Source organism: Pedobacter frigidisoli, from assembly GCF_004331675.1.
GTDB lineage: Bacteria > Bacteroidota > Bacteroidia > Sphingobacteriales > Sphingobacteriaceae > Pedobacter > Pedobacter frigidisoli.
This window is the reverse complement of sequence record NZ_SJSN01000035.1, coordinates 1-14010: the sequence shown is the minus strand read 5'-3', so window position 1 is coordinate 14010 and position 14010 is coordinate 1. Positions and strand designations below refer to the sequence as shown.

General features: G+C 33.8%; 18 protein-coding genes. 17 read left to right on the top strand and 1 reads right to left on the bottom strand.

What is annotated here, in order from left to right:
* The 6 genes from EZ449_RS21990 to EZ449_RS21965 form a co-directional block, all read left to right on the top strand.
* Positions 1-202 (top strand): ATP-binding protein (locus tag EZ449_RS21990; RefSeq protein ID WP_165499770.1); only part of this gene is annotated, 202 nt, incomplete at its 5' end.
* 117 nt (positions 203-319) lie between these two features.
* Complete coding sequence (locus EZ449_RS21985) at positions 320-538, top strand: hypothetical protein (protein WP_131562977.1); 219 nt, start codon at positions 320-322, stop codon at positions 536-538.
* Between the two features lie 113 nt (positions 539-651).
* Positions 652-1086, top strand: a complete 435-nt coding sequence (locus EZ449_RS21980; RefSeq protein ID WP_131562975.1) for a hypothetical protein — start codon at positions 652-654, stop codon at positions 1084-1086.
* A 140-nt stretch (positions 1087-1226) separates the two neighbouring features.
* Positions 1227-3005 carry a hypothetical protein gene (locus EZ449_RS21975; protein ID WP_131562973.1) on the top strand — a complete coding sequence of 593 codons (1779 nt, stop codon included), beginning with the start codon at positions 1227-1229 and terminating at the stop codon, positions 3003-3005.
* Positions 3006-3125: 120 nt separating this feature from the next.
* Entirely contained in the window at positions 3126-3386 is a 261-nt protein-coding gene (locus EZ449_RS21970; protein ID WP_131562971.1) for a hypothetical protein, read from the top strand.
* 439 nt (positions 3387-3825) lie between these two features.
* Positions 3826-4341 (top strand): hypothetical protein, encoded by a 516-nt coding sequence (locus EZ449_RS21965; protein ID WP_131562969.1) that lies wholly within the window; start codon positions 3826-3828, stop codon positions 4339-4341.
* A gap of 91 nt (positions 4342-4432) precedes the next feature.
* Here the strand turns inward: EZ449_RS21965 and EZ449_RS21960 are convergent, their stop codons facing one another.
* Positions 4433-4681, bottom strand: coding sequence for a helix-turn-helix domain-containing protein (locus EZ449_RS21960; RefSeq protein WP_225872409.1), 249 nt, complete (start codon positions 4679-4681; stop codon positions 4433-4435).
* Positions 4682-4762: 81 nt separating this feature from the next.
* Between EZ449_RS21960 and EZ449_RS21955 the strand changes: the two genes are divergently transcribed.
* The 11 genes from EZ449_RS21955 to tnpA form a co-directional block, all read left to right on the top strand.
* On the top strand, positions 4763-5497 hold the full coding sequence (locus EZ449_RS21955; RefSeq protein ID WP_131562967.1) for a hypothetical protein: 735 nt from the start codon (positions 4763-4765) through the stop codon (positions 5495-5497).
* Between the two features lie 319 nt (positions 5498-5816).
* Positions 5817-6593 (top strand): hypothetical protein, encoded by a 777-nt coding sequence (locus EZ449_RS21950; RefSeq protein ID WP_165499831.1) that lies wholly within the window; start codon positions 5817-5819, stop codon positions 6591-6593.
* 185 nt (positions 6594-6778) lie between these two features.
* A complete protein-coding gene (locus EZ449_RS21945; RefSeq protein ID WP_131562963.1) occupies positions 6779-7627 on the top strand; it encodes a DUF2971 domain-containing protein in 849 nt (282 codons plus the stop codon).
* Between the two features lie 994 nt (positions 7628-8621).
* Positions 8622-9560, top strand: a complete 939-nt coding sequence (locus EZ449_RS21940) for a hypothetical protein (protein ID WP_131562961.1) — start codon at positions 8622-8624, stop codon at positions 9558-9560.
* Entirely contained in the window at positions 9561-10250 is a 690-nt protein-coding gene (locus tag EZ449_RS21935; RefSeq protein WP_131562959.1) for a hypothetical protein, read from the top strand.
* Between the two features lie 469 nt (positions 10251-10719).
* Positions 10720-11250 carry a DUF1643 domain-containing protein gene (locus tag EZ449_RS21930; protein WP_131562957.1) on the top strand — a complete coding sequence of 177 codons (531 nt, stop codon included), beginning with the start codon at positions 10720-10722 and terminating at the stop codon, positions 11248-11250.
* A 15-nt stretch (positions 11251-11265) separates the two neighbouring features.
* Positions 11266-11925, top strand: a complete 660-nt coding sequence (locus tag EZ449_RS21925) for an HU family DNA-binding protein (RefSeq protein WP_131562955.1) — start codon at positions 11266-11268, stop codon at positions 11923-11925.
* 1 nt (position 11926) lies between these two features.
* On the top strand, positions 11927-12625 hold the full coding sequence (locus tag EZ449_RS21920; protein ID WP_131562953.1) for a uracil-DNA glycosylase family protein: 699 nt from the start codon (positions 11927-11929) through the stop codon (positions 12623-12625).
* A gap of 1 nt (position 12626) precedes the next feature.
* Positions 12627-13040 carry a hypothetical protein gene (locus EZ449_RS21915; RefSeq protein WP_131562951.1) on the top strand — a complete coding sequence of 138 codons (414 nt, stop codon included), beginning with the start codon at positions 12627-12629 and terminating at the stop codon, positions 13038-13040.
* 94 nt (positions 13041-13134) lie between these two features.
* On the top strand, positions 13135-13716 hold the full coding sequence (locus tag EZ449_RS21910) for an RNA-dependent RNA polymerase family protein (RefSeq protein ID WP_131562949.1): 582 nt from the start codon (positions 13135-13137) through the stop codon (positions 13714-13716).
* Between the two features lie 65 nt (positions 13717-13781).
* The coding region (gene tnpA, locus EZ449_RS21905) for an IS66 family insertion sequence element accessory protein TnpA (protein ID WP_131562947.1) at positions 13782-14010 on the top strand (229 nt) is incomplete at its 3' end.

Below are 14010 nucleotides of genomic sequence, written 5' to 3'. Positions count from 1 at the left end.
TTTTAACTTCGTAAACCAACTTTATGAAAGCACCTCATTTATTATCACCACCAACAAAATGCCTGCTGACTGGGCCAAAATGCTGGATGATGAGGTGCTGGCCACAGCTCTGCTGGACAGGCTTCTATTCCGGTGTGAGGTAATCAGTCTTGCGGGAAAATCTTACAGAATGGAAAATAGGAAAACAATATTTGCAAGTTAGGACCAGAAGATTAGCTTTGTAAAACTGTGCACACTTGTTGCCGTTTTCTGTGCACTCTTAATTGCCAATTCTTGTGCAGTGTTATTTCCCGATTACAGCTACAAAACTTACTTTGAAATGCTCAACAATAAGCAAAAGTTTAATACATCAACCTTTCCTTTAATTGATACAAAAGGTGAAAAGTATTATTTCATAAATGATACAAGAAAGAATGGATCAACAGGTTTCAAGCTCGTATGGTTTGACGGCTTGGATGAAATTATGAATGCATATACGTGGAATATGCTAGCATTCAATATCGATTTCGAAAAGCTTTATCACGAAGTAAACATATAACAATTCTTAAAATAGGAGATAGCGCTGTCTCCTATTCAATTTAACTTTTTACACTCGACTAATGACGATGCAAAACAACGTATTGGCTCATTGTGTCCAAATTTCAACAAAACATGGCAAGAACAAAGTATAATATAATTCAATCTGTAAATAACTGGATTGATAAAAACAACACCAGATTAAATATTTCCCCAGATAGAAGATCCGTATATGATCAACATACTATTTGGGAAACAGATAATGGTGAACTGAATAAGGCAGAGATGAGAAATTTCTTCAACTGTGCCAAAATAAGTCAAATTGCAAAATTTAAACTATTAATTACCTGTATCGCTGAGAATCGTTATTTTGATATAGAATCAGTAGAAAGGATAGAGCACGGTGAAATTATAAAATATATCAAGATTCGTGAATTTGATCCTAAAGCCGAAAAATCTTACAAAGTCCTATGTCTCCTAGGGCTCGAGAGTCTTGTAACAGATTATCTCTTAGGCTATATCCTTATAAATATGACCTTTGAAGAGCTATTCAATAAAACGTTCGCTTAATTCATAAGGGAGTGTATTCTCGCTCCCTTTAACTCATAAATTTTATTACAAATTCTAATAGCCTAATTAAGCTAGATGGAATTATATTGACTTAGATTATGCTAGATATTCAAACCTTAAAAATACAGTTTGGCCAAGTAATGGCTGACATACTAAAAAAACTAGAATCCAATACAATTTATTTTAAAGTACTTCCTGGTATAAAGGCTACAACTCTTGAAATTGAAACAGACCGTCATTCGCTAATAATGGAGGCGAACGTTCCTGTTATTAAGGGCAAGAGAAAAGCAACCTATTTGAAACGGAAAGTTTTCGGCGTTTATGAGGGAGTAAATGTCGATGATGTAATAAATTACATGTCAAGTTCGAGTGTTAAGTATAAAAAGATAATGGTGACTCCTGAATCATTTTTTAAGGTAAAAGAAGCTGCTGAAATACTTGAAATCGAACTTTTTAAAGAATACTACTTTCTTTTTGATGAATGCGACAGAACGATGAAAGACGTTGCCTTCCGCAAAAAAATTATATTGCCAATGGATGATTTCTTTAAATTCAAGAATAAAGCATTCATTTCAGCAACGGCAGTTGTTCCGAGTGATCCACGATTTATTGAGCAAAACTTTACCCAAGTAATTCTTGAGCCAACATTCGATTATGGCAAACCAGTGGAAGTTTTGATAACAAACAATGTATCAGTTCTTTTAAAGGAAAAAATTCAGGAAAATCAAGACTCTATGTTATGTATATTTCTCAACTCCATTCAAGCAATTACATCGGTAATTGAAGATTTACAGATTAAGAAAGAGTGCCACATCTATTGCTCAAAGGAGAAGATGTACACGTTAAAAACAATTGGTTATAATACCTTTGATAACGTCCCATCAGATGACAGATCATCTTTTGCCAACATCAATTTTTTTACAAGCAGGTTTAATTCTGCAGTTGACATAATGATGAATGTAAATCCAATTGTAATAATGGCAACAAATCTATTCTTTGCCAGACACACCATGATCGATCCAAGATCTGAGGCGGTTCAAATCGTTGGCAGGTTTAGAAATGGTGTTGATAAGATTATCGCTATAACCAATATCGACAAGGATTTGGACGCTAAAACTCATGAAGAATCTATTGGCTACTTAGAGGGCTGCGAGGAAAGTTATAGCACAATTAAAACACTTAGAAACTCTGCAAATAATGAGGGTGCTAAGAACACACTTGATGAGGCTCTAGCCCTTGTAAAATATTCAGAATTTGTAAATGAAGATGGTACCAAAAACCATTATATGTTTGATAATTTCCTTTACGAGGAAAGCGTAAAAACAATTTTCGAATCCGAAGATAACTTCAAAGCCGCTTACTGCAACAACTACTTTAAGCCAACTTTTGAGGAAAGGAATTACGTGATTTCTGATAAGGATTATAAGGTTGCAAAAAATGGTATATCCATCAAGTCGTTAGTTCAGTTAATTGTTAATACAATTAAAAGACTCACTGAGAATCCAATGGCTTATCAAGTTGATAATAGGGATGTTGTGATGAAAGAATTGGAAAGAAGTTATCCCCATATTTACCAAGCATATCACGTCCTTGGGGAGCAAGAACTTATAAAAAACAGCTATTCCAAAAAACAAATGAAAGACGCTGTAAAAAAGAAAATTGAATTAATTGATAAGCGGAACTTTTCATTTATACATGATTTAAATCACGCTTTCGTGGATGGCTACAAAGCCGCAACTAAAATAATCCTTAAACACATGCAGGCTATTATAGACAAACACGGGCTAAATTTAAGGGCTAGCATTAAGCTATTTCAAGAGTATTTCAAGACAAGCGCACGTACGACAATAAAACAGCCTGATACAAAAGGATATGTTGTTTACAGCGCTAAATTCAATCGAGATCCGGACACGAAATAATATTATCTAATCACTTTCAAAAAAGTGTCTTAAAATTTTAACAAACCAAAATAGGACAGTAATTTACAATGGCTAAAGACCAATATTTTACTGTCCTAAATTTAAACTTCACGAATACAGATGAATATAAAATCTACAATTAAAAGCCAGTTACCACTATATTTTAAAGCTGGATATAGCTACAATGAAAATTATGTATTGGATTGCATAGATACCATTTACCTAACCCTTAGAATTTATGATGAGGATGGAAGTATAAAAACTGCTTTTCCAAATGATGTTAGAAGTTCAGGAATGACCTTTTTAAGATCTTTATTTATAGATGAGAATGGAAATAAAAATATTATTTATTCAATAGCTAAACTGAGTTCTCCATTTTAAAAAATTTTTATATATTTTTAACCAAGGCTCTAAAATCCAAGTATCCCCCGCCCAACCAGCCTGTATCAATTCATACCCCCGCAAATGACTAGAGGAGAAGTTAAAATGATTTAAAGCTTCGCAACTGAAAATTCAATTCTGTGAGTCGAACAAGAAGCCTACAGCAAATCGCTACTTTGAATCTAAAAACTTGATATGTCAGATTTACCAATTGCCAAAATTCACCATTAATCCACAACGACATTTCAATCCTAAAAGGATTTAAACCAGTCAAAATCGATCAATAATCTTCGACAATACAATTACATCAAAACTTACTCTAACACAATGCGCCACCTAAAAATGGCAGATTTTCTATTATATGCCAATTTACAATGAATGCTTCCAGATGGAGGCATTTGTCATTTAATCCAAGTTTCAAACTAAAAATTCAATCAAAATGAAAGCGCAAGCAAGAACTGCAAAGGCAGCACAACCGAAAACACAATTTGTCGTAATACCAGAACAACAGGTATTGGTGAACACTGAAGTCCAAAAAGCATACAATTTAATCGTTGATGCTGCAACAGAACAACTAAGAAAGTTCGATTTAGCAAAGTACAGAACTTATGCAACTGTTGACCATCTTAAGAATGAATACAAAAGCAACATGATTTCAGAGCACTTAAATTACTTCTGGAACATTACCTTATCGAATAGTAAAGAGGGAAAGTCATATATCTTTATAGATCTTGGTGGAGAAGCTATTGAACGCTTTGGTTCTGGCTTAACAAATTTATTTCTTCGAAAAGCTTATGAGATTACCCAATCACACGATAATACTGGAGGAATTGAATACGCACTAAGGGTAAACTTCAAGGAAGCTGATCAGCATCATAACTTCTTTTATCGCAGGGTTGCTGAGGGAGAGAACAACTACGTTTCAATCGCTACAGTTGATAAACTAGAATCTTAAAAATAGAGCGCAGTGATGCGCTTTATTTATTATTCTATTTACGGTTTCCCGTATTGCTATACCAGCATTATAAAATAGCTTTGGTGGAAGATTATTTATTAACGTTAGTTTCAGGAAGAAAATCTTTAGGAGAACACCCGAATATTACAGCAAGCCTATCAATATGGTCTAAATTATATTTAGATGGTGAATTAAGGCTTTCTACCTGACCAATAAAACCATTAGAAACATCAAGCTTAAAAGCAAGTTCAGATTGACTAAGATTAGCTTGCTCCCTTAAAGCCTTTGCTTTACTGATTACAAACATTTCTATCTCTGATTTTACTACCTCTTTAGCCACATGCTAAAGAATAAATTAATTAACGATCGACTACTTAGCTATTACTAAGTATTTGTTACTTTTACTTAAAAATATGATATTATGACCCTTAAAATCACTCTCACTGCTCTAATCACGATCAGCACGTTCAATGTAAAAGCTCAAATCGAGTTTCCTGTGTATAAGCCATTACCACCAGTGCAAAGAATACCTCCTCCACAAGTTCCAGTTGATGATCGATATAGAATGCCACAAACCCAAACAATATACGTAACTCCACAACCAAATGAAAATAAAAATGAAAGAGAAGCTGATGCCCGCAGTATCGAACTAGATAAAGTAGAGGGTTTTAATGGGTTTAAACTAGGAGCCTCACTATTATTAACTCTTGGGACAGGTGTTAAACGAACAGATGATTTACCTGGATATCCAAATTTAACAAGGCTTAAAGTTCTTAATACAGAAGAATATGACCTTTATGGAGAGCCAATCAAGAACGTGGTCTTGGAATTTTTAGATGATAAATTAGTTTCAGTCATGCTTGAGTTAATGAGCTATAACCCAGATACGAACGATAAGATTCGTATCGCTTTACTCGAAGAACTTTCTTCATCTTATGGAGAGTGGAACGTTATAAGACCAAAGGTTGCTGATGCTAAACAAAACGTTTCAAGTTTGGGATTTATATTTGCAAGTCACAGAGGCTTGATGTTCAAAAGGTTTAATACACTTAAAGATATGAAATCGAAAAAACCAATAAGAAGAGGCGAGGTCATAAGGATATTCAATGAGGAGTTTACCCCAGTTATTGAACCTTATTTTAAGTCAACTTTATAGTAATATTATATTAGGTTCATAAAAGTTGATTACTTCGTTTTTAGATAGCCAGACCTAGCGAGTTAGTGTTTGTTGAATGAGCAGCTTAAGGATTCTTGGAATCAGCAGGATATATCGTTATAAGCATTTAAGAGAAGAAACAGATCGACTTATATTCAAAATGTAAGTTAATTGGCTTACCTATATGAACTTAGTAATTGTGCCAAAGTGATTTAGCTTTCTTAATGATTAGCTGATTCAGTATTATTTTACAAACAAAAACAATTTATCTTCAGTTACATCCATGCAACAACACTTACAAATTTATGCGGTTATAGTCATGGTCGCAATAATTATAGTCTATATTTTAAAGAGAAAAAGCCCGAAGCTAGAGGATTCCGGTAAAAATACTGAACCTGCACACGAGGAATTAGACATCCAACCATATAGTGATTTAGACAAGTTAATCATATCATGCGTTTTAAAACATAAAAAAATAGATGGCTACCATGATATAAATGAATTGCTAGAAATTACAGGCTATCTTCCCGAATTTGAGCAAATAATAATAAAGTCATGGACTGAACAGGAGCATACCAATCCTGATCTACAAATGCCGGAATTCCTTAACAGCTTTTTGACAACCTTTCACAACACACAGTTAGTTCAATATGCACCAGACTTCGTCCGGGAACGCAATGATAAATTTATCAAAGCCTTCGATTACATACGAATAACAGTTCAGAAAATTCAAGGTTGGTTGGATAATGAAGACTTGCGAAAGATTATAGAAACAGATTTGCTAACAGCAAATAATACCCCAATTACACTAGCAGCAATTAAAGAATTGGCAACATATTTCTGCTTCGTTTCAATTGGTTGCGATGGTCTAGGTCGATACAATTTGGTTTATTCGATAGACTACAGGTTTCAGGAAATGCTTTCTGGACCAATGGCCAGTACATTGATAAGGAGAATAAACGAATACACCGAACAAGTCGAAACTTTTGTTTACATAGGCTCGCTTCATAAGGATTGTATACAATATTTCAATGAGAAAGTTGCTACTGAGCTTTCGCATAACCAAAAACTAACCGTTACACCTATGCACGATTGAACAAATATCATAAATTGCTTTTATGCCGTGTGAATTATTAAGACTATATACCAAACTTAGTGCAATAAAAATTAATTGGTGGCTTGTTACACCACTTAGAAAACAGCTGCAGAAATGTGGCTGTTTTTCATTAAAATTACACTGTGATATCTTAATTGCAAATCAGCTAGTTAATAAACAAAAGTATGAATGAGGGACAGATTCAGTTAGTAGAAACTGATTTTACGGATTTAGAGAACGTCGAAAAGCCAGAGATGGTCTATAAATATAGGTCATGGGGAAAAGGAGAACCCAATAGTGACAATGTTCTTCTAAAAAATGAATTATATCTTGCCCCTCCCTCTGGTTTCCTTGACGAATTCGACTGCAAAATACCTGTAAGATATGATCTGTTATCAGATGAAGAAGTACTTAAATGGGGTGAGCCAATCGTTAGGAGGGTGCATTCAAGATGGAATGATGAGGCGATAAAACGAGAAGTGAAGTATCTTTCAGCCAATCTACCGTTTAAAGATCCCATAAAAATGAAAGCTTTCGAGGAGGAAGAATGGAAATCATACGACCAAAAGGCTGGAGTGCTAAGTCTTTGCACCAACCCATTAAATGCAGATATGTGGCAAATGTATGGAGATAATAACCAAGGAATTTGTTACGGCTATGAACCTAATTCTTTAATTCGTTCTTGCAGATTTGGTGGGGGTGGCTCTGTCATATATGGAAAAGAGCTTCCTATAATCCACCCATTTATGAGTCCCACTTTAATGGGCTCGATTAGGGTATATTGTAAGTTGGATAAATGGAGATTTGAGGAAGAATATAGAATTAGAGAGTTTAATGAGTCACTTGTAAATAGGAGTAATCGAGTAAGAGCCTACTCTGATGATATCTTAAAAGAAGTTACGTTGGGATCCAAATTTAGTAACGAATCTATTCCAGACATCATTAACATCCTTAAACAAAAAGGAAGTCTAGCTATTTTATATAAATGTAAACTAATTAATGGTTCATTAATTCGCATTGAGATCAAATATTAACTTCGTAATGCATTTCTCTCTAGTGAAGTATCACTATCTAACGAATGATTTTGTCTTTATTCCCATTATTAAGTTTTAATTCATCGTAAATTCCTTTTAAAATCTCATTTCGTTGAATATTAGATTTACTGATATTATCCAGTCTGCTTAGAACAAAGTAAATTACAGTTACAATTACAAGAATTTGAATAGTTATAATGGCGGTCGACATAAAATCCATAAAGAGTGCTAATTAATGTTTATCTAATATAAAGAATATTATCATCCTAAACAATCCCATCCCACAACATTGCTGCTTACGCAGTGCAATGGGATGGTTTAGTCTTTATTTCAGTGGTTGAGGAACGTGCTGCTTTCTAAAAAGTTTCTGCGATTATTTTTAGGCAGTTGTGCATCGGTTGGGGCACTGCAAACCCGATTAGGAAGATAGGTATTCGGCGAGGTTAAGCTCACGAAAAACAAACACGCCATCGCTGCGCTTTGTCATTGTTTTTCTTTTGAGCAAGCAGTCGCCTCATGAAAGCTCTCTTATATTTATCTAGGATTGTTCCGTTCATGAATTCACTACACTTACATCCTGGATAAATCTAACCGCTTTCTCAGTTCAGCGTACCTGCGTGGTCGCTCAGGCTTCAGCTTGTCATCATTGTTGAGGACTTACCTCACATGAATTTACAGTTCAACAATATCGCCAAGCCTCGTGTTTTATTGCATAAAACATAACGTTGCATTGTTCTGCGAACTTTACTTCAACGACCCTCACTCCATACGCATGTCGGTACGCAAAATAATAAAAGCATTATATTTTAGTGTTACAAACCTGTTCTCATTCTTCATCTAATTTTGAATTGTAAATGTAAATTTATACATTAGACTATTGATACTCTCTCTCATCATGAATAAACATTTTATGTTTACTTTCATTAGCGTTCAGTTATCAGTAAAGCCACTATTTGTTGATATCTACAAAAATTAAGACTTATCTCTTTAAACAATGTCTAATGAATTAAAAATAAGAATCATCCAAGACTCTAAGGGCAATAAGCTTAGATTAAACGCTATTACAATCGAGGCAGTGGAATCACTTAAAATCTTCCTTGAATCTTTTACCACTTTGGCCAATCTATATGACAACCCATCCGACTTTAAAGTATCATTAACTAAAGGCTCCATTGAAAGTAATCTTATTCCCCCAACAAATAATCGTCAATTTAATCAAGATATAAAAGACATTGTCAATGGTAAATTGGGGGATAAGGATAAAATAAAAGCGTTCCGAACTATTCAAGATAGAATTAAACAAAATGGTCTTAGCTATCAGGTATTTTGGAAAATCAATAATAAGACAAATGATCTCACTAATGTTTTTAAGGGCGTAAACTTTCGTTATAAACGAAATCGGCTCGATACAGAATTTGAAACTGTATTTTTGAAAGGTAAACTATTTGATGCAGGTGGTAAAACAATTTCCAACATTCATATTGAGCAATTTGATGAAGAATTTAAAATCGAATGCTCTAAAGACAAGGTAATCCAAATCAATCAATTTATTTATAATACAGTTTATATTTCTGCAATAAAAAGTACTAAAGTAAATCAAAGGCCAACCTATACATTAATCGACTACTACCACAATCAAAAAGAACAGTCTGAGTGTGAGAAATTCCATAAGTTAATTCTGAAAACTCATGGACTTGAAAAGTTTGATATTGTTCATGACAAATTAATTGAGCTTCTCGAAAATGATAACATCCAATTTATAAGTTACCTCATGAATATCTTTAACAATATTCATACTGAGCGTGGTATAATTAGAACAATTCTTATGACAATAAAGCCTTTTATTAAAACTCAAAAATTAGCAATGCTCAATATTGGCTATGAAAGTTTGTCAACAACACTTAGGAAAGAAAGTTTAAATAATAGAATATAGATGCTAGTTCACGACTCTCTTTCAAAATTTAATGATCATGATTTACCCGAAAATTTCGTCTCAATTGCCGTAATGATTGATCCTAAAAACCATGAACCTAGACATGCTGCAATACTCATAAGATATAAGTCTGTAAATTACCTTCATCACTACCCAGGAGGGAGCCCTCCCCTAGTTGAAGATAATTTTAATGAGTCTGGTTGGTATATCTATAAGATTGTAGATTCATTTAGTTACAATGACCCTTCAGATATAGCTTCGTTCCTTCAATACTGCAGAAGAGTTTGTAAAAATTCGAATATTACATATTCATATATTGCGGATGGATCTGCATATACCCAAACGGGCGACTTTGCAAGCAAACAAGGATTGCCAGAATTTGGAACCTGTGTTGGATTCTGTCTCAATACACTTCAAGGTGGAATGATTGACATAGAATCTACAATTTTGGAATTGTCTGAATGGGATGATAGTAATGTGGATGTTACCATTGGTAATAGGGCACAAAGCAAGGTTATGGTTAAGTATACCGATTTGGATTGGGATTTATATAATGCATTTAAGAAACGTATAACTCCTCTCGAATATCTTTGTTCAGCATATTTTAGTTCCTTTCCAATAGCTAAAAATGACATTACAGTAATTGCAAAGCAAGTACTTGAAGAAATAAGATTAATATATCAGAATTAAACTTGCTATTTAAGCTTCAAACATAAGTACTGGTCATGAAGTGATTAATTACATTTGCCTGATGGCTTGCTGTACTTAATTTTTTGAAGATATAAGTTTTTATCTTCTGCGAAACTTACTGCAACGACCATTGCTCCATACACAACGGTAACGCATACTTAAATATAAGTATTTACGGTTTCCAGTAACCAAAGAGCAATGCCTATTTCTATATTAGCGAAAAAAACTAAATCATATGTCCCTCAATTGGTATCAATGCAAAAAGTGTGTAACATTAATAAAACAAGACTCTCTTCCGAAAAGCAGCGGTTGTCCAAAAGGCTCATTTCATGATTGGAACAAACTTGGTGAAGTTGGATCCAAGAACTATTTATGTAAAAAGTGTGGAACTAATATTCAGACCGATAGCAATCCGTCTAGTAACGGCTGTCCAAATGGCTCATTTCATGATTGGAAAAAGCTTTAAGATATGAAATACAATATTAATGTTTATGAAATCAATAGCGATAACACAAATCGATTTGTATTAGGAAACGCCAGAGAAAAACCACTGTTGGTGATTGGTCTAAATCCGAGCATAGCAAACGACAGTATCCCTGATCCAACAATAAAAAAAGTTATGGGTTTTGCAGAGGGAAATGGCTTCGATAGTTTTATTATGCTGAACTTATATCCTCAACGAGCAACAAACCCTAGTGATTTACATTTGGAGATTAATGAATTATTAATGGAAGAAAATTTGAGGCATATTGAGACTATACTATTGAATATACCTAATTCAATGATTATGGCTAGTTGGGGGGAGAAGATAAGAGAAAGACAATATTTCAAGAAATGCATCAATTCCATTTATCAGTTGAGCACAAAACATAACAGCAAATGGTTGAAAATTGGAACATTAACAAACTCTGGGCATCCCAGACACCCATTATATTCATCATTCCATTTAGGAGTAAATGATTTTGATATGCCTGAATACATTAACAATCTTCAGCTATAATACTTAAAAATAATAATGACACTTACAGAATGGGAAACCCCCACAAATGAATTTTATGAGGAACTAAATGCACTCATTAAGGAAAAAAATTTAGAAATAAATGCTTTTGGTGGATTTAAAGTTTGGTATAGCAACTTAATTAAAAATCCTAAAATCCTTATTATAGGCATTAATCCTGGGAAGAATGAGAAAACAACGGCCATGAATATTAATTTCAGACCATCTGACGAATTGGAATACCTAGCTGATAAACCAAATTATCGATTAGCAATGCAAATGAAAAAGGCTTTTGCTGCAGCAGAGTTATCGGATGTGTTATTTAATTCTACGATGAAGACAAATTATTATCACATAATCACAGACCAAATGAATCATATTCAGACCTTGAACAAAGTTTATAAAGGTTTAGGAAAACGATATAATACCCAAAGTGCCCTAATTATAAAACAGTTAATAAATATCATTCAACCAGAGTACATAATCTGCGAGGGGAAATCAATATATAGGAAAGTCTGCTCATTATATCAAGATCCATCGGAAAGTAATTGGAGCAATGATTGTGGTTTTTCAAGCTTTTCCAATGGCGAACCTACAATAATTGGGTTTGCTAGAATACGAAGTAATATTAAAAACATACCGGAGGTTGCGAAGTTGCTTAAGGATAAAATCATGTAAAATGCACACAATATTTCATCAGTCCATCCAGAACAATTGGACTAAACCTGAACAAATATTATCTCCAAAAACTTTGGTAATAGGGTCATTTAATCCATATAATGCAATTGGTGAAAAGGTTGACTATTATTATGGGAGGAGCGGCAATTACTTCTGGAAGAGGATCGCAATTATAATTGGATTTGAGGAAAATTACTTTTTTGACCCAGTAAATGGTTTTAAGAGAAAGTTGAGCATTATGAATAATAAATTTTGTTGTTTAGATGTTATTAACTCAATTGAATTCAGTGGTTCAGATGATAATCTTATCAAGAATTATGTTGATGACCATATTTTTAAAAAATTTTCTGACGATAAGGTGTTTACTAGAAAAGTCCTCAAGGGAACTATCAACTTGGCAAAAGGATTTAACAAGGAAATTCTCACTACTCTTAATAACACTAATACCATTAAGAAAGTTATACATACAATGGGAAATACGAGGATACCTAGTCCACTACTCGCCAAGCCATTCGAGAAAAAATTAGCTCAGAATGGTTTTGGTGGATTCATAGCTGAGATACATAAAACATGTTCTAGTAATAATATAGAATTTGTTAATGAATCGTTAAGTCCAAGCGCCTATGCCGTAAGAAATGGCGCAACATCCATCCCCAAATTAGATACGTGGCTTTCACAACATTTAAACTTAGTTCCTTGATATGATAGTAATTGATCCTATATGGAGACTTGGGAAATATATTATCATTCAAAAAGGCTTTGAAGAAGAAATAGAATATACAAATAGTTCAAATCAAACGGTTGCATTTCTAGAGAAACAAGCATATCTTCCAAACATTGATCGAGCTCTGCAACTCACAAGTTTTGAGAATTCAATGATTCTGTTATCACTTGATACTAACCAAGCTTTTTATCAGAATGCTGATAACGAGTGGATGATGCAGAAAAATCAATTTAGCAAGCAGTTTCTAACAGATGATGATAATGTTTATATACATATTACTTTGGAACTTTTGCGACAAAAAAATGAGAGTCAAAGCATATATAAACTTTTAGTTCTTTTTAAGAAAAGTACAAGGATTCTCAATGCATTAAATTTAGCAACTGTAGTATAATCTAAGATCTTCAGCGTTTAAATGAACAACTGGATAACACAACAAATTGGCGCGTCTTCGCCACTCGTAAAAGCCCCCTCGCCGACAATACATAATGAGAAGATATATTGATTACAAAAACGAGATTACCGATAGCTCCTTGTATGATGGCTTGATTGGCTATGGGCTTTTCGCTGAAAAAATTCCTAACTTTTTAACAAGCGTTGACTTTTTGACCTTTACTAGGACATTAACTTTTCCAGTAAACGATAAGCCTAAGGATTTTATAAGATATTCCAGTATGCGGAACATCAACATCCCTAGACCAATGGCAATTCCTGAACCATTTGCATATGCAAACCAAGTAAAATGTTTATCTGACAATTGGCAAAAGTTGAAAGATCATTTTAAAGATAAAACAATAGATGATCCATTCAAAATTAGTAGAATCCATTTAAGAAAACTTGAGAACAAACCCGAGCTATTTGAAATGAGCTATAAGAATTTTTCCAAGGACGGAGATCCTGAACAAGATATTGTTATCAAAAGTAAATATGTGGCACTAGCAGATATATCAAATTGCTTTCCTAGTATATATAGCCATTCCATTTCTTGGGCACTAGTTGGTAAATCTTTTGCAAAATCAAAATCAAAACCAGCAGATAAAAATGAATGGTTTAACCAAATAGATTTGTAAGCAGCCTACGAAGTCCATATTTTAATTGACCCTCCAGATGTTTTTCTTTGAAAAAAAATAAATTCATGAAAACATCAGAAGAAAAAATGTTAGCCGTTGAGGCTTGGCGTGTAAGTGGCATGACCCAGCAGGAATATTGTAAGACCCTTGGGGTAAAACGCACCACTTTTGCCAATTGGGTATCCCGCAACAAACGGAAAAGGGCTGTTTCTAACTTTGTCAGGGTTACTGCCACAACTGTTATCACACCAACACTTATCGATGTTGTCTATCCAAACGGGGTAATCGTTAAGG